The following is a 15,076-nucleotide window of genomic DNA, read 5'->3' on the forward strand; positions in this document are numbered from 1 at the left end:
CCGCGGCCTGCCGGCTCCGCGGTACGGGTGCTCCACAGGTGATCGCCACTCCGGCGAGCTCCACAGATCGCGCCGCTGCGGTCACCTCTCGACGCCAGGGAGGCCACGGTGAGTCATGGCCTCCTCGATACCGCTCGACACGCCCTTCACCTCCGTCACGGCCTCCGCCCTCGGTATCCCCGACAAGGCGCTGCGCGCGGCCTGCGAGGCGGGTGAGCTCGTGCGGCCCAGCCGCGGTCTCTACCTTCCCGCGCGACTGGCCGACGATCCCGCGGTGCGGGCGGCAGCGATCGCGCTGGTTCTTCCGAAGGGTGCCGCGCTGGCCCGCGAGTCGGCGGCCTGGCTCATGGGAGTCGATGTGAGGCCGCCGAGTCGCTGGGAGGCCCCGCCGCTGCTCGAGTGCCTGGTCCCGTTGGGTGCCAGCCGTCCACGGCGGCCCGACCTCAACGCGTACATCAGTGACCTTCCCGACGACGGGGTCGTGGAAGTGGCTGGTGTCGCCTGCACATCAGCTGTCCGCACCGCTCTGGACCTCGCTCGCTACCGTCCCCGCTATCTCGGTCTCGGAGCCGTCGATGCCATGGCACACGCGGGGTTCGTGACTGTCGCCGAGCTGGAGGAGGCGGCGCTTCCGCTCCGTGGACACCGGTTCATCCGGCGTGCTCGCGAGGTCATCGACCTGTGCGAGCCGAGGACGGAGTCGATGGGGGAGTCCTGGAGCCGCCTGCGGGTGGTCGAGGCAGGTTTCCCGCGGCCGCAGGTCCAGATCAGCCTGTGCGACGAGACGGGCCGCGAGATCTTCCGCATCGACATGGGCTTCGTCGAGGAGCAGGTGGGCCTCGAGTACGACGGCGTGGAGCACCACCTCAAGACCCCCGAACAACGCGCGCACGACGACGCGCGTCGAGCAGAGATCCGCGAACGGTTCGGCTGGCTCGTGGTGGCGGCGACGAAGGGTGACATCTTCGGGAGGCGTCCGATCCTCGAAGGAACGCTGATGGAGATGCTCGGCCTGTCCTTCGAGGTCCGCCGCCGCGTGTGGGCCTGAGCCCCGGCGGTAACTGTGCTGTCGGCGGTAACTGCACTGTCGGCGGTAACTGTGCTGTCGGCGGTAACTGTGCTGTGGGCGGTATCTGTACTGTCGGCGGGTGGGGGAGGGAGGTCCTGGCTCCAGGTTGGCATGATGGGGGGATGAGCACAGCCTCCCCGCGCGTGCTGCGCGGACGTGTCGTCACGCCCTCCGCCGTCCTCGACGACGGCGTCGTCGCCTGGGAGGGGGAGCGGCTCACCTGGGTAGGGGACGCCGGCGAGGCGCCCGCGGAGCTGCGGGACGCCGTCGGCGCCGCGACGCCGGTCTACGGCTACGTCCTGCCCGGGCTCGTCGACCTCCACTGCCACGGCGGCGGGGGAGCGAGCTTCCCGGACGCCGAGGACGCCGCAACCGCGCGCGTCGCCGTCGCCGAGCACCTGCGCCACGGGACGACCTCGCTCGTCGCCTCCCTCGTCACCGCCCCGCCCGAGGTGCTGCGCCAGCGCACCGGCGTGCTCGTCGAGCTCGCCCGGGCCGGGGAGATCGCCGGGATCCACTACGAGGGGCCCTTCATCTCCGCGGACCGCTGCGGGGCGCAGAACCCCGCCGCCATCCAGGAGCCGGACGCCGCGCTCACCCGAGAGCTCCTCGAGCTCGGCGAGGGCTACGTCGCGACCATGACGCTCGCCCCCGAGGCGCCCGGTGTCACGGGGGACCAGGGCGTCACCCGGGCACTCGCCGCCGGGGGCGCGCTGCCCTCCTTCGGGCACACCGTGACCAGCGCCCCGCAGGCGCGCGCCGCCGTCCTCGAGGCCGGCCGGATGCTCGCCGAGGAGCCCGCCGCCCGGTCCGCGCGCCCCACCGTCACGCACCTGTGCAACGGCATGAACCCGATGCACCACCGCGACCCCGGCCCCATCCCCGAGTTCCTCGCCGCCGCGGCGGACGGGCGCCTCGTCATCGAGCTCATCGCCGACGGCACGCACCTCGACCCGCACCTCGTGCGCAGCTTCATGGAGATCGCAGGCCGGGAGAACGTCGCCCTCGTCACCGACGCGATGGCCGCGGCGGGCATGCCCGACGGCGACTATCAGCTCGGCTCGCTCGCCGTCACCGTCGCCGACGGCGTCGCCCGCCTCACCGGCGGAACCTCCATCGCCGGTGGCACCGCGCACCTCGTCGACGTCGTCCGCACGACCGTCGCCGGCGGCGTCGACCTGGTCGACGCCGTCTACGCCGCCGCGACCACGCCGGCCACCGTCCTCGGGGACGACGGCGTGGGCGCACTCGAGGGGGGACGGCGGGCCGATGTCCTCGTCACCGACGCCGACCTGCGCCCGGTGCAGGTCCTCAAGGGAGGGGTGGAGCTGTGATGTGGCAGGACTTCCGCTGGGGCGTGGCCACCGCCGCGTACCAGGTCGAGGGCGCCGCCAACGAGGGTGGGCGCGGCCCGTCGATCTGGGACACCTTCTCCCACACCCCCGGGAAGGTGCTGAACGGGGACACGGGGGACGTCGCCGTCGACCACTACCACCGGTGGCGCGAGGACGTCGCGCTCATGTCGGCGCTCGGCGTCCAGGCCTACCGCCTGTCGATCTCCTGGCCGCGGGTCCAGCCCGGCGGCCGGGGACCGCTCAACCCGGAGGGCGTGGCCTTCTACCGCGAGCTCCTCGACGAGCTGCGCGCCCGGGGCATCGCCCCGGTCGTCACGCTCTACCACTGGGACCTGCCCCAGGAGCTCGAGGACGCCGGTGGCTGGCCCGAGCGGGACACCGCGCACGCCTTCGCCGAGTACGCCCGGCTCATGGCTCGCGAGCTGGGGGACCGGGTCGCGCTGTGGACCACGCTCAACGAGCCGTGGTGCACCGCCTTCCTCGGCTACGCCTCCGGCGTGCACGCGCCCGGGCGCACCGAGCCGGGAGCGGCACTCGCCGCCGCCCACCACCTCAACCTCGCCCACGGCCTGGCCACCGTGGCGATCCGCGAGGAGCTGGGGGAGGACACCCCGGTCTCGATCTCCCTCAACCTCCACGTCACCCACCCTGCGGACCCCGAGTCGGGCGCGGACCTCGCGGCGGTCGCGCAGGTCGACGCCGTCGGCAACCACGTGTTCCTCGGGCCGCTCATGGACGGCAGCTACCCCACCCAGCTGCTGCGGGACACCGCCCACCTCACCGACTGGTCCTTCGTCCGGCCCGGTGACCTCACCGTCACCCGCCAGCGCATCGACGTCCTCGGCCTCAACTACTACTCCACCCAGCTGGTCCGCCGGCACCGGGGCGCGGGCCCCGCCCCGCGGGCCGACGGGCACGGGGCCGCGGCGGCCTCGCCCTGGGTGGGGCTGGACGACGTCGAGTTCCTTCCCGTCGACCCGCCGCACACGGCGATGGGCTGGAACATCCGGCCCGAGGCGCTCGAGGAGCTCCTCCTCGCCCTCGACAACGCCTACCCCGACCAGCCGCTCATGGTCACCGAGAACGGCGCCGCCTTCGACGGCGACGTCCCCGTGGACGGCCGGGTCCACGACACCGCCCGGGTGGCCTACCTCCACGACCACATCGCCGCGGTGCTGCGGGCCCGGGAGGCCGGCGTCGACGTCCGCGGCTACCTCGCGTGGTCCTTCGTCGACAACTTCGAGTGGGCCTTCGGGTACGCCAAGCGCTTCGGGATCGTCCACGTCGACCTCGAGACCCAGCAGCGCACCCCCAAGGACTCCGCCCTGTGGTTCCGTGAGGTCATCCGCACCGGGCGCCTGCCCGGCGTGGAGGAGGCCGCGTCGCTCCCGCCGCTGGAGCGCTGATGGCCCGCGCGCGCCGAGGACGCAAGCGACCCTACGGGGACGCCCACGTCCCCCTCGACCCGGACCGTCTCGGCGGCGTCGTCCGCAGCGAGACCGGTCCCGGCGGGGAGACCTACACGGTGCGCACCGTGCGGGGCAGCGAGAAGTCCTACCGCTGCCCCGGCTGCAACCAGCTCATCACGCCCGGCACGGGGCACGTCGTCGCCTGGCCCACCGAGTCGCTCCTCGGTGCGGGCCTGGACGAGCGCCGCCACTGGCACACGGCGTGCTGGCGTCGCGGCTGAGCCGCGACGACGACGTCAGGCAGGCGCGGTCACGTCGAGGAGCAGGTCGCTGAAGGCTGCCTCGGTGACGATGGGGATGCCGTACCCCGCTGCCTTCCTCGCCTTGCCCGACAGCGAGTCGGGATCGGCCGCCACGACGAGCGCGACCTTCTTCGTCACAGCACCGTGGGGCACGAGGCCCGCCGCGCGCGCCCGCTCCTCCCAGATCTCTCGTGGCTCGTGCATCTGGCCGGTGAAGACGACGAGGTCGCCCGGGTAGAGCTCGAAGCGTGACGGCCGGCTCTCGCCGGCCTGCGGCACGCTGACCTCCGCAGCCGACTCACGTCCGTCTGCGAGGGCGACGTCGACCTCGGAGGGGTCGAGACCGAGGAGCGCGGCGACCTCGTGGAGCTCGTCCATCTCCTCCTCCGTGACGACGCTGTCGCGCCAGGCGGACCGGGCCAGAGCGAGCAGGTACTCGCGGTGCAGGTCGACCGCCGTGGGCTGGTCGATCCCGAAGTCCCGGGCGGCGACGACGAGTGCTTCCTGCTCCCTGACGGACAGGAACCTGTCGAGGAGCGCGCGGTCCAGCAGCGCGAGGTACTCCCTCTCGTTGTCGCGGTGCGGGGCGGCCGGCAGCGAGTCGACGAGGCGGGACAGGAATGGCACCTGGCGAGAGAAGGCGCTGCCACGGGCGACTGGCGGGAGTGCGTGCGCGGGAAGTGCCGGCCACGACGCCCCAGTCGCGCGGTCGACGACGTCCTGCCAGGGCGTGGCTGCCGGCGGGGGGCTGAGCATCAGGAGGTGAGCCAGCAGCGCGGCGGCGGCAGTCGCGTCAGAGAGGGCGGAGTGGTGCTGCTCCAGTGGCAGGCCGAGGTGTGAGCAGCACCCGGCAAGGGTTCTGGGGAGATGGGGGAGGAGGTGGCCGCTCCAGCGCATCGTGCACACGGTCGTCTCCGGACCGATGGGAACGTCGTAGCCGAGGCCCTGGTACGCCGCCGAGAGGAAACGCGCGTCGAAGGACGCGTTGTGGGCGACGAAGGCCCGTCCGCGTAGCCGAGCAGCCACGTCGCCCGCGATGTCCGCGAACGTCGGCGCACTCAGCACGTCAGCGGCTGTGATGCCGTGGATGTGCTGTGGCCCGAGGTCACGCTCCGGGTTGACGAGGGTGCACCACGAGTCCTCGACCTCGCCCTCGGGTGAGACCTGCACGATCCCGATCTCGACGATGCGGTGGTGGCGTGCGGGATTGAGGCCGGTGGTCTCGAGGTCGACGACGGCGTAACCAGGCATTGACTCGCTCCGGCAGGGGAAGGGGGCAAGGCCCATCATGGCGGACAGCTGTCGCGTCGGTGGCACGTACGGACGAGAGGCGGTGCGCGCCCATGGCCGGAGAGCCGCGAGCCGACGGCGCTCGCGAACCGCCGCCGTCGTCGTCGCCTTGCCGGTGTGTGACGCGGCTTATAGTGTCCGAACCTGGCACAGGGGCCAGACGCCGGGGAAGGGGTGACGATGACGTCGGACGAGCGCAGGTGTGTCCGCTGGACCTCCGGTGACTGAGACCCGGGTGGGCGCGCGCCGGGCTTCCCGGCCGCGGCGCAACGTCCGCTACAACCGCCGCGAGGCGCTCACCGGCCTCCTCTTCATCTCCCCGTGGATCGTCGGCTTCCTCATCTTCACGGCCGGCGCCATGGTGTGGAGCCTGTTCATCGCCTTCAGCGACTACAACCTCGCCACCGGCGAGATGCGCCCCGTCGGCACCCGGAACTTCGAGAACCTCATCGAGGACCCGCGGGTGGCAACGTCGCTGGCCAACACGCTCTTCTACGCCGTCATGCTCGTCCCGCTGGAGATCGTCTTCGCACTCACCCTCGCCCTCCTGCTGTCGAGGCTCGGCCGGGGCAGCGGCGTCTTCCGCACGATCTACTACCTGCCGAAGATGACGCCCGCCGTCGCGACCGCCGCCGTCTTCTTCCTCCTCCTCAACGGGAACACCGGCGCCATCAACCAGGGCCTGGCGCTCCTCGGCATCGACGGCCCGCAGTGGCTCGTCGACCCCGACTGGGTCAAGCCCTCGATCGTCCTCATGTCGCTGTGGGCGGTGAGCGGCACGATGGTCATCTTCCTCGCGGCCCTCAAGAACGTGCCGCAGGAGCTGTACGAGGTCTCGGCGATCGACGGCGCCGGGCCGTTGCGCCAGTTCTTCTGGATCACCCTGCCGATGATCTCCCCGGCGCTCTTCTTCAACGTCATCGTGCTGAGCATCGCCGCGTTCCAGACCTTCGACCAGGCCTACCTGCTGTTCTGGCGCGACCAGAACAACCCCTCCCCGGAGGCCTCGCTCTTCTACGCCGTCTACCTCTTCCAGCAGGCCTTCCGGCAGTTCAACTTCGGCTTCGCCTCGGCGATGGCCTGGCTCATGTTCGTCATCATCATGATCGTCACGGTCATCCAGGTGCGCGTGGGCAACCGGCTCGTCTTCTACGAAGGGAGCCGCTGATGTCCGCCCTCAACTCGCCCGAGGCGATCGTCACCACCGACCGGGCCGCCGACGAGGCGGCCGGTACCGAGCGTTACGGCTCCCGACGACGGCGCAAGCCCCCGTTCCGCCTCTCGCCCGGCAAGGTCGTCCTGTGGGTGCTCGTCATCCTCTTCGCGATCGTCTTCATGTACCCCTTCGCGTGGTTGCTGGCCGCCAGCCTCAAGCCGCGCGGGCAGGTCTTCGACAACAGGCTCATCCCCGAGACCTTCGTGTGGTCGAACTACAGCGAGGTGTGGGACCAGCTACCGCTGACGAGCTGGCTGTTCAACAGCGTGGCGATCGCCCTGCTGGCGGCGACGACGGTCGCGGTCTCGAGCACGATGGTCGCCTTCGGCTTCGCGCACTTCCGCTTCCCGGGCCGAGGCGCCCTCTTCGGGCTCGTGCTCGGCACGATGATGCTGCCCGGTGCGGTGACGATGGTGCCGACCTACCTCATCTGGAAGGAGATCGGGCTCCTCGGCACGTGGGCGCCGCTGTGGGCCTTCAACCTCTTCGGCTCTGCGTTCTACATCTTCCTCCAGCGCCAGTTCCTCCTCGGCCTGCCCCGTGAGCTCTTCGAGGCGGCGCGGATGGACGGGGCGAGCTACTGGCGGATCTTCTGGCGGATCGTCATGCCGCTGTCGATCCCGTCCTTCATCATCGTCTTCCTCTTCGAGTTCCAGGCGAGCTGGAACAACCTCCAGGCGGCGCTCATCTATCTCAACGCCGGCGACATCGAGGACTTCACCGCCCCGCTGGGTATCGCGTACGCGATGACCCGCTACAGCCCGACGGCGGGCGGCCAGGGCGACTACCAGTACGTCATGGTCGCCTCGCTGCTCGTCACCCTCCCGATGCTCGTGCTGTTCGCCTTCGGGCAGCGGTACTTCATCGAGGGCATCGCGACCACCGGCCGCAAGGGGTGAGGCGGCGTGCCGCCCACCCCACCGTGAGAAAGGGAACGACATGAACAAGCGTCACTCCACACTCGTCGCGACGGGGGTGGTCCCGGCCCTCCTGCTGCTCGCGGCGTGCGGCGGCTCCGACGACGACGGCGGCTCGAACGGGTCGGGCGACGGCGAGGGCGGCTCCTTCTCCGCCGAGGCGACCGGCGCGATCGACGCGTGGGCCTTCGACAACGCCGACGACGTCGGACAGGCCCGCCTCGACCACGCCGAGGAGACCCTCACCGACCTCGAGATCCAGCTCGACCCCACGGGCTTCGACGCCCAGAAGTTCACCACCCGCATCGCCAGCGGTGACGTGCCCGACGTCGTCCAGATGGACCGCCGCTACGTCGGTACCTACGCCGCCCAGGGACTCATTCAGCCCCTCGACCAGTGCTTCGAGGCCCACGACGTCGTGCCCGACGAGCACTGGTACCCCTTCGTCGTCGACGACGTCCGGTGGCAGGACCAGGTCTGGGCGACGCCGCAGTTCTACCAGCCGCCCGCCGTCCTGCTGAACCGGGACGTCATGAACGCTGCGGGCGTCGCCGACGACGCCATCGACACCTCGAACCTCGACGTCCTGCTGCCCGCGGTCGAGGCGATGTACGCCGAGAGCGGCGGCAACCCGACGACTCTCGGCTTCGACCCCCAGCCCACCGGCCAGGCCCCGCTGTGGGTGCTGGGCATGGGCGGCTCCCTCACCGACGAGGACGGCGCCCCGACCCTCGACGACCCCGCCAACGTCGCCGCGATCGAGCACGTCAAGGAGATCGTCGATGCTCAGGGTGGCTACGCGCGCTACAAGAGCTTCGCCGACTCCTTCGACTTCTTCGGCGAGCAGAACCAGTTCGTCGCCGACCAGGTGGGTGCGCAGATCAACGCCCAGTGGTACCCCAACGTGCTGTCCCCGTACATCGACGAGGTCGAGCTCGGCGCGGTGCCCTTCCGCGACGCGAACGGGGAGAACTTCTCCGTGTCCGGCGGCACGGCCTTCGTCGTCCCCGTCGGTGCGGCGAACCCCGACGGCGCGTGCGCGTGGATGGTCGAGGTGACCTCCCTCGACGCGTGGGACGCGGCCGGCGAGGCCCGTGCCGCGACGATCGAGGCGGAGGGTGGCGTCAACACCGGCCTGTTCACCGGCTCGCCCGAGGCCGACCAGGCGATCCGCGAGGCGCACGTCCAGCCCTCCGGCAACGCGGCCTTCGACCAGGTCATCGAGACCTACTACGAGGTCGTCGAGTACGGGCAGTCCTTCGGTGCCTCGCCGGTGGGCCAGGAGATCACCAACGAGCTGACCAACGCGATGACGGCGGCGCTGCTCGAGGACAAGACGGCCGAGGAGGCGCTGTCGGACGCGCAGGAGACGGTCATGCGCGCCTACGACAACCTCGCCCTCGACTGACTGTCCCGCCCGGGCCGGACGCCGCGTGCGCCCGGCCCGGGCGTGCCATCCTCGGAGGATGAGCACCGGACCTCTTGCCCTGCACCGCCACGGGCCGGCGAGCGGCCTGCCCCTCGTCCTGCTCCACGGCTTCCCCCTCGACTCGCGGATGTGGGACGACGTCGTCGCCCGTCTCGACGACGTTCCCGTCCTCACCCTCGACGCCCCCGGATTCGGGGCGTCCCCGGCTCCCGACGACGTCGCCGCGGCCGTGTCCCGTGAGCCCGGCCCGTCCCTGGAGACCTACGCAGACGCCATCGCGGCGACCCTCCGCTGGGAGGGCGTCGAGCGTGCCGTCGTCGCCGGGCTGTCCATGGGCGGGTACGTCACCCTCGCGCTCGCCGAGCGGCACCGCGGGCTGCTCGCCGCCGTCGGGCTCCTCGACACGCGTGCCGATGCCGACTCCGCGGAGGCGCGCGACAAGCGGCTGCGCACGGCGGAGGAGGCCGGTCGCAGCGGGGCGGACGCGGTGGCCGGGATGGTCGACGTCGTGCTCGGGGAGACGACCCGGGCCGAGCGGCCCGAGGTCGTCGCGCGGCTGCGCGAGTGGCTGGCGCAGGCGCCGGGAGAGTCGATCGCGTGGGGGCAGCGGGCGATGGCCGCGCGGCCCGCCCGGCTCACGGCGCTCGAGGACCTCGAGGTGCCCGGGCTCGTGCTCCGTGGTGCCGAGGACATCACGAGCCCCCAGGACGCCGCCGAAGAGATGGCCCGGGCGCTCGGCGGGGCGGCCGAGCTCGTCGTCGTGCCGCGGGCCGGGCACATGAGCGCGATGGAGGACCCGGACGCGGTGGCGCAGGCGCTGCGGCGGCTGCACGCCGCCGTCGCCTGACTCAGCCGAGCGTGCGCCAGCCGGGCAGCAGCCGCTCGAGCGCGTCGGGCAGGTCGATCGACTCCCCGTCCCGGCCGCCGGCGCCGAGGACCATCGGCGGCGGACTCGGCTCCAGGGCCACCCCGCGCAGCCGGTCACGCAGGCCGAGCGGGGCGGTGAGGAGGTAGAAGTCGCCCGCGGTGCTCACACCCGCGCTGCGGTCGGTGCGCAGGTACCAGCCGGTGACGTCGCTGCGCGCCTCGCCGCGCCCGCCGTAGCCGCGCACCCGCAGCGGCTCGGGCGCGAGGCGGTCGCGGGCGACGTCCGCGAACTCCCGCAGCAGCCGGGAGGCGCGCTCGTGCTCGGCGCACTGACGCTGCGCGAGCATGTCCGCGTGGACCGCCGCGGCCTCGCGTCGTTGCTCCGCCCAGTCGCGCTCCTCGCTCACCCACCCAGCGTAGACCGGCCCCCACCGGTACCCCTCCGACACGACGACAGCCGGAGCCCGGCCCCTCCCTCGCCGACAGCCGGATTCCGCCTGGCGAAATCCGGCTGTCGGCGTGAGGGGGTCAGTCGTCGCTGCGGGCGGTGTCCCTGCGGGAGCGGCGGCTCGCCGGTGCGGCGTCCTCGTCCTCGGTGCGGCCGTGCGAGCGGCGCAGGGCACGACCGCGCTCGACGTCCTCGCGGTGCTGCTCGGCCTTCTTGTCCGACGCCTTGGTGTCACGGGCGGGGAGCTTGATGTGCTCCTCGGCCTCGATGCCGGCCTGGAGCTGGCGGCCGCGCTCGAGCTCGGCGTCGAACTCGGCCCCGAAGAGAAGGGCGAGGTTCATGATGTACAGCCACAGGAGGAAGATGATGACGCCGGCCAGCGCCCCGTAGGTCTCGTTGTAGCTGCTGAAGTTGGCGACGTAGAAGCCGAAGCCGACCGTCGCGAGGGCCGCGACGACGATCGCGATGACGGCGCCGACGCTGATCCACTTGAGCTTGGGCTGCTTGACGTTGGGCGAGCCGTAGTACAGCAGCGCGATGATGACGATGACGATGACGAGCAGCACCGGCCACTTGGCGATGTTCCACACCGTGACGGCGGTGGAGCCCAGGCCGATGAGGTCACCGACGGTCTGCGCGACCGGCCCGCTGACGACGAGGATGACGATCGCGAGCGCCACGAGCAGCAGCAGGACGAGGGTGAGGAGGTAGGTCCAGGGACGCAGCTTCCACACCGGGCGGCCCTCGGGGACCTCGTAGATCCGGTTCATCGCCTTGGCGAAGCCGGTGACGTAGTTCGAGGCGGTCCACAGCGCGACGAGCAGACCGATGACGAGGCCGATGCCGGGCGCCCCGACGTTGGTGATGTTCTCGACGATCGGCTCGAGCTGCTTAGCGGTCTCGGCCGGGAGGGTGTCCTCGAGGACGGTGGTGATCTGGTTCGTGCCCTCACCGCCCTGTCCCACGAGGGAGAGGATCGAGGCGAGCGCGATGAGTCCCGGGAAGAGGGACAGCACCGCGTAGTAGGTGAGGGCCGCGGCGAGGACGGTGCACTCGTCGCGGCTGAACTCCCGGATCGTCTTGCGCAGCACGTAGGTCCACGACGGCTTGCGGATGTCCGTGGGGGAGTCGGGCTTGCCGGGGTGGTCGGGCTCGTGGCGGTCGGACTCGTGGCGGTCGGCGCTCATCGTCACTCCTGTCGTCGCGGTAGAGGTCAGCGTGGGCCGGGCACCGACGCTCCGCAACCGGTGGCCGGTGGCTTACCGTGTGGGTCATGGCAGGCCCCCTCCACATCCGTGCGGCGCGCCCCGAGGACGCCGCCGCCCTCGCCGACCTCCACCTCCGCAGCTGGCGGGAGACCTACGCCCAGGACGTGCCCGAGCACGTCTACGCGCGCATGGAGGAGGAGGGCCCGGCCCGCTGGGCGCGCCGCCTGGAGGACCCGGACGCCGGCGTCACCTGGGTGGGCACCGTGCGGGACACCGGTGAGCTCGCGGGCTTCTCCCGGGCCATGGCCACCGGTCCGGGTGACGTACGCCCGCTGCTCCTGGCGGGCCTCTACGTCCTCGCCGGCTGGCACGGGCAGGGGCTGGGACGGGCGCTGCTCGAGCACGCCGTCGGGGACGCGCCCGCCTACCTGTGGGTGGCCGAGGGCAACGAGCGGGCCCAGCGCTTCTACGGGCGCAACGGCTTCGTCCTCACCGGCGAGCGCCGCGTCGAGGAGCGCTTCGGCGGCATCGCCGACCTCCGCATGGTGCGCTGACCCGGCCTCAGGACAGGACGGCGACCGCGTAGACGGCGAAGACCGCCAGGTGCGTGGCGCCGTGGGTGGCGGTGACCCGCGGGGCGGAGAAGGTCGTCACCGACAGCAGCAGCGCGACGCCGAGCAGCAGGAGGTTGACCGGTGACTCCGCGAGCACGACCGGCTGGCCGGTGAGCATGCCGATGACGAGGACGGCGGGGATCGTCAGCCCGACCGTGGACACGAGCGCCCCGTGGCACAGGTTGACCACCCGCTGGACCTCACCGGCGAGCGCGGCCCGCACCGCGGTGATCGACTCCGGGAGGAAGACGATCATCGCGATGAGGATCCCGGCCAGGGCGGTGGGGGCGCCGAGTCTGCCGAGCCCGTCGTCGAGGAGCGCGGCCATGTCGTGCGAGAGCAGGACGATCGGCAGCACCGTGGCGACGAGCAGCCCCGCCCGCAGCAGGAGCTCGGTGCGGTGCACGGCGACGACGTCGCGCAGCCCGGCCCGCGCCGTCGTCGTCCCGCGTCCCTCGGACGGCAGCGTGGTCTCGCGGAAGTCCCCGGCCTGCGCCCCGGTCTGCCGGGCGAGGAAGAAGGTGTAGAGCACCACGGTGACGAGGACGACGGGCACGGCCTGCGCCGTCGTGTAGGACCCCTCGTCGCCGAGGGCGGTGGGGAGCCCGAAGGCGAGGGCGAGGAGGACGACGAGCATCGCGAGGTACTGCGAGGTCCCGGCCCGGTTCGGCGCAAGGCCGCCGTGCCGCCTGCCGCCGACGAGCAGCGCGAGGCCGACGACGGCGCACAGGATGATCATCGCGACCGCCATGACCGAGTCGCGCGCGATCGTCGCGTGCTCACCGGGGCCGAGCATGACCGCGGAGATGAGGACGACCTCGATGACGACGATCGAGAGCGTGAGGACGAGGGAGCCGTAGGGGTCGCCGAGGCGGCGGGCCAGGTGCTCGGCCTCGTGGACGACGCCGAAGGCGCACACGAGGACCACGCCGACGATGACCGCCAAGGCCGCGACGAGCAGCGGCGCCGGGACGGGCGGCTCGAGCAGCGTGCCGGTCAGCGAGAGGCCGAGGACGGCGCCCCAGCCGAGCAGGAGGCGCAGGACGGCGGCGGGGGTGAGGACGGAACGCACGGTGGAGTCTCCACGGGGCCGTCCCCGAGCCGGGCTGCCGAGCGGGGCCGTCCCCGGCTCGGGGCGCCTGCGTGCGCGCCGCCTCCAGGGTAGCGAGGCCGGTGCGCCGGTGCCGCGCTGGTGACCGGATCCACCCCCGCAGGTGTCACTGATCTGCGCACGAGTCCCCGGATGGGCCGCTGATCGTCACCTGTCCCGGCGCGTTGCGCGCGTGTCGCGGACCCGTGCGCGGATCAGCGACAGGGAGACGACGACGGCGGGCACCCGGCGACGTGCCGGCCGGGTGCCCGGTGTCAGCGGCGCTCGTCCTTGACGGCCGGCATCACCGCGGTCTCGCCCGAGACCGCGTCCATGACCTCGGTGCGCGGCTCGTCGGCGACAGGCTCCGCGTCGGCGTCGGCGTCCGCGTCGGCGGCGTCGGACTCGTCGAGCTCGGCGTCGTCGGTCTCCTCGGCGACGGCGTCGGCCGCGGCCGGCTCCGTCTCGGCAGCCGCCGGCTCGTGCTCCGGCTCGACAGCCGCCGGCTCCTGCTCGGGCTCAGCCGGCTCGGGCTCGGCCTCCTCGGCGGCGTCCGCGGTGGGCAGGGGAGCGGGCTCCTCCGCGGCGGCGGTGACGACCGGCCCGGCGACGGCGCTCGGCGTGCGGGTGGCGAGAACCCCGCGGAGCTCGTTGAGGTAGGTGCTGATGTCCTCGCGCTGGCGGGCGAGGTCGCTGATCTCGGCGGCGAGGGCGTCCCGCTCGGCCTGGGCGGCCTCGGCGGTCTCGCGCAGCAGGCGCTCGGCCTCGGCGCGGGCGTCGGCGAGGACCTGCTCGGCCTCCTCCCGGGCCTGCGCGACACGGCGGGCCGCGGCGGCGTCGGCGTCGGCGATGACCGACTCGGTGCGGGCGAGCGACTCGGCCAGGCGCGCCTCGGCGTCGGCGGCGCGACGCTCGGTCTCCTCGGCCAGTGCGGTGGTGGCGGCCCGTGCCTGCGCCTGGGCCTCGGCGGCGGCGCGCTCGGTCTCCTCCCGGAGGGTCGCCGCCTCGAGCTGGGCGCGGTGGCGCAGCTGCTCGGCCTCGGCCTTGGCCTGGTCGAGGGTGTTCTGGGCCTCCTGCTGCGCGCGGGTGGCCTCGGCGTGCAGCTGGGTGGCCTCCTGCTCGGCGGCCGTGCGCAGCTCAAGCACCTCCCGCTCGGCGGTGGCGCGGGTGAGGGCGAGCTCGCGGTCGAGGTCGGCGCGGCGGTGCTGCTCCTCGTCCCGGACGGACTCCTTGACGCGGGCGGCCTCACGCTCGGCGGAGGCGACGACCTCCTCGGCCGAGCGCTGGGCGACCTCGAGCGCCGACTCGGCCTGACGCTGCGCGTCCTCCAGCGTCTCCTCCACCTGACGGCGGGCGGCGGCCAGCCGCGAGGCGGCCTCGGTCTCGGCCCGCTCGGTCAGCTCGGCGGCTCGCTGCTCCGCCTCGGCCACGGCCTGGGCGGCCTGCTCGCGAGCGCGCTCCACGACCCCGGCGGACTGCTCCTCCGCGGAGCGCAGGAGGTGCTCGATGCGCGAGCCGAGGCCCGCGTAGGTCGGCTGAGCGCGCTCCCGCAGCTCGCGCTGGGCCTGGGACAGCTCCCCGGACAGTCGCATGGTGCGCTCGTCGAGCGCCGCCACCTGCTGCCGGGCGCCGGCGAGTGCGGTCTCCAGGGCGTGCATCCGCTGGTCCACCTGCGCGCGGTCGTAGCCGCGCATGACCACGGGAAACACGGACTGGTCCTCGCTCATCTGTCCTCCTGCTCAGGGGTCGGCACGCTGCTGCGGGCCGACGTCAGCGTAACCGGGGGACCGGACGGGACGCTCCGGCCGATACGGTGCCCCCGCGTGATCGTCGCAATTTGGTCACAAACCGATAACGCGCTG

The 15,076-nt window shown here is 72.6% G+C and carries 14 protein-coding genes; 9 read left to right on the top strand and 5 right to left on the bottom strand.

From position 1 onward, the window contains the following. Nucleotides 1–115 precede the first annotated feature (115 nt). From AA0005_RS05090 to AA0005_RS05105, 4 genes are all read left to right on the top strand, one after another. On the top strand, nucleotides 116–1,048 hold the full coding sequence (locus AA0005_RS05090; RefSeq protein WP_413452324.1) for a type IV toxin-antitoxin system AbiEi family antitoxin domain-containing protein: 933 nt from the start codon (nucleotides 116–118) through the stop codon (nucleotides 1,046–1,048). Between the two features lie 143 nt (nucleotides 1,049–1,191). Next, nucleotides 1,192–2,403: an N-acetylglucosamine-6-phosphate deacetylase gene (locus AA0005_RS05095; RefSeq protein WP_413452325.1), complete on the top strand. Its 1,212-nt coding sequence runs from the start codon at nucleotides 1,192–1,194 to the stop codon at nucleotides 2,401–2,403. Further along, the gene (locus tag AA0005_RS05100) at nucleotides 2,403–3,830 is read left to right on the top strand and encodes a GH1 family beta-glucosidase (RefSeq protein WP_413452326.1); all 1,428 of its coding nucleotides are present in this window, start codon (nucleotides 2,403–2,405) and stop codon (nucleotides 3,828–3,830) included. The genes AA0005_RS05095 and AA0005_RS05100 overlap by 1 nt, the downstream gene beginning before the upstream one ends. Then, a complete protein-coding gene (locus tag AA0005_RS05105; RefSeq protein ID WP_413452327.1) occupies nucleotides 3,830–4,114 on the top strand; it encodes a hypothetical protein in 285 nt (94 codons plus the stop codon). Before AA0005_RS05100 ends, AA0005_RS05105 begins: the two co-directional genes overlap by 1 nt. A gap of 15 nt (nucleotides 4,115–4,129) precedes the next feature. On the opposite strand, the gene AA0005_RS05110 is transcribed toward AA0005_RS05105, so the two are convergent. Next, nucleotides 4,130–5,386, bottom strand: a complete 1,257-nt coding sequence (locus AA0005_RS05110) for an exonuclease domain-containing protein (RefSeq protein ID WP_413452328.1) — start codon at nucleotides 5,384–5,386, stop codon at nucleotides 4,130–4,132. A 259-nt stretch (nucleotides 5,387–5,645) separates the two neighbouring features. Between AA0005_RS05110 and AA0005_RS05115 the strand changes: the two genes are divergently transcribed. From AA0005_RS05115 to AA0005_RS05130, 4 genes are read left to right on the top strand one after another with little or no spacing between them, the layout of a single operon-like run. Continuing rightward, complete coding sequence (locus tag AA0005_RS05115) at nucleotides 5,646–6,593, top strand: carbohydrate ABC transporter permease (RefSeq protein ID WP_413452329.1); 948 nt, start codon at nucleotides 5,646–5,648, stop codon at nucleotides 6,591–6,593. Continuing rightward, the gene (locus AA0005_RS05120; protein ID WP_413452330.1) at nucleotides 6,593–7,540 is read left to right on the top strand and encodes a carbohydrate ABC transporter permease; all 948 of its coding nucleotides are present in this window, start codon (nucleotides 6,593–6,595) and stop codon (nucleotides 7,538–7,540) included. The genes AA0005_RS05115 and AA0005_RS05120 overlap by 1 nt, the downstream gene beginning before the upstream one ends. Nucleotides 7,541–7,580: 40 nt before the next feature. Beyond that, on the top strand, nucleotides 7,581–8,966 hold the full coding sequence (locus AA0005_RS05125; RefSeq protein WP_413452331.1) for an ABC transporter substrate-binding protein: 1,386 nt from the start codon (nucleotides 7,581–7,583) through the stop codon (nucleotides 8,964–8,966). Nucleotides 8,967–9,024: 58 nt separating this feature from the next. Beyond that, complete coding sequence (locus tag AA0005_RS05130) at nucleotides 9,025–9,834, top strand: alpha/beta fold hydrolase (protein WP_413452332.1); 810 nt, start codon at nucleotides 9,025–9,027, stop codon at nucleotides 9,832–9,834. A gap of 1 nt (nucleotide 9,835) precedes the next feature. On the opposite strand, the gene AA0005_RS05135 is transcribed toward AA0005_RS05130, so the two are convergent. Then, nucleotides 9,836–10,261 (bottom strand): hypothetical protein, encoded by a 426-nt coding sequence (locus AA0005_RS05135; protein WP_413452333.1) that lies wholly within the window; start codon nucleotides 10,259–10,261, stop codon nucleotides 9,836–9,838. Between the two features lie 121 nt (nucleotides 10,262–10,382). After that, on the bottom strand, nucleotides 10,383–11,489 hold the full coding sequence (locus AA0005_RS05140) for a YihY/virulence factor BrkB family protein (RefSeq protein WP_413452334.1): 1,107 nt from the start codon (nucleotides 11,487–11,489) through the stop codon (nucleotides 10,383–10,385). Nucleotides 11,490–11,575: 86 nt separating this feature from the next. Here AA0005_RS05140 and AA0005_RS05145 point away from each other — a divergent pair, with 86 nt between their 5' ends. Beyond that, entirely contained in the window at nucleotides 11,576–12,064 is a 489-nt protein-coding gene (locus tag AA0005_RS05145; RefSeq protein ID WP_413452335.1) for an N-acetyltransferase family protein, read from the top strand. 7 nt (nucleotides 12,065–12,071) lie between these two features. Here AA0005_RS05145 and AA0005_RS05150 read toward each other — a convergent pair whose 3' ends face one another. Both AA0005_RS05150 and AA0005_RS05155 read right to left on the bottom strand, forming a co-directional pair. Further along, nucleotides 12,072–13,196, bottom strand: coding sequence for a calcium:proton antiporter (locus AA0005_RS05150; RefSeq protein ID WP_413452336.1), 1,125 nt, complete (start codon nucleotides 13,194–13,196; stop codon nucleotides 12,072–12,074). A 293-nt stretch (nucleotides 13,197–13,489) separates the two neighbouring features. Next, the gene (locus AA0005_RS05155) at nucleotides 13,490–14,941 is read right to left on the bottom strand and encodes a hypothetical protein (protein ID WP_413452337.1); all 1,452 of its coding nucleotides are present in this window, start codon (nucleotides 14,939–14,941) and stop codon (nucleotides 13,490–13,492) included. Nucleotides 14,942–15,076 lie beyond the last annotated feature (135 nt).

This window comes from Georgenia phoenicis (genome assembly GCF_047302425.1).
GTDB lineage: Bacteria > Actinomycetota > Actinomycetes > Actinomycetales > Actinomycetaceae > Oceanitalea.

What these genes read in the sequence shown, in the direction of transcription:
- AA0005_RS05120 (WP_413452330.1), top strand. Translation starts at nt 6,593, where the DNA reads ATGTCCGCCCTCAACTCGCCCGAGGCGATCGTCACCACCGACCGGGCC.
- AA0005_RS05155 (WP_413452337.1), bottom strand. Translation starts at nt 14,941, where the DNA reads ATGAGCGAGGACCAGTCCGTGTTTCCCGTGGTCATGCGCGGCTACGAC.
- AA0005_RS05100 (WP_413452326.1), top strand. Translation starts at nt 2,403, where the DNA reads ATGTGGCAGGACTTCCGCTGGGGCGTGGCCACCGCCGCGTACCAGGTC.
- AA0005_RS05140 (WP_413452334.1), bottom strand. Translation starts at nt 11,489, where the DNA reads ATGAGCGCCGACCGCCACGAGTCCGACCGCCACGAGCCCGACCACCCC.
- AA0005_RS05130 (WP_413452332.1), top strand. Translation starts at nt 9,025, where the DNA reads ATGAGCACCGGACCTCTTGCCCTGCACCGCCACGGGCCGGCGAGCGGC.
- AA0005_RS05125 (WP_413452331.1), top strand. Translation starts at nt 7,581, where the DNA reads ATGAACAAGCGTCACTCCACACTCGTCGCGACGGGGGTGGTCCCGGCC.
- AA0005_RS05110 (WP_413452328.1), bottom strand. Translation starts at nt 5,386, where the DNA reads ATGCCTGGTTACGCCGTCGTCGACCTCGAGACCACCGGCCTCAATCCC.
- AA0005_RS05145 (WP_413452335.1), top strand. Translation starts at nt 11,576, where the DNA reads ATGGCAGGCCCCCTCCACATCCGTGCGGCGCGCCCCGAGGACGCCGCC.
- AA0005_RS05095 (WP_413452325.1), top strand. Translation starts at nt 1,192, where the DNA reads ATGAGCACAGCCTCCCCGCGCGTGCTGCGCGGACGTGTCGTCACGCCC.
- AA0005_RS05090 (WP_413452324.1), top strand. Translation starts at nt 116, where the DNA reads ATGGCCTCCTCGATACCGCTCGACACGCCCTTCACCTCCGTCACGGCC.
- AA0005_RS05105 (WP_413452327.1), top strand. Translation starts at nt 3,830, where the DNA reads ATGGCCCGCGCGCGCCGAGGACGCAAGCGACCCTACGGGGACGCCCAC.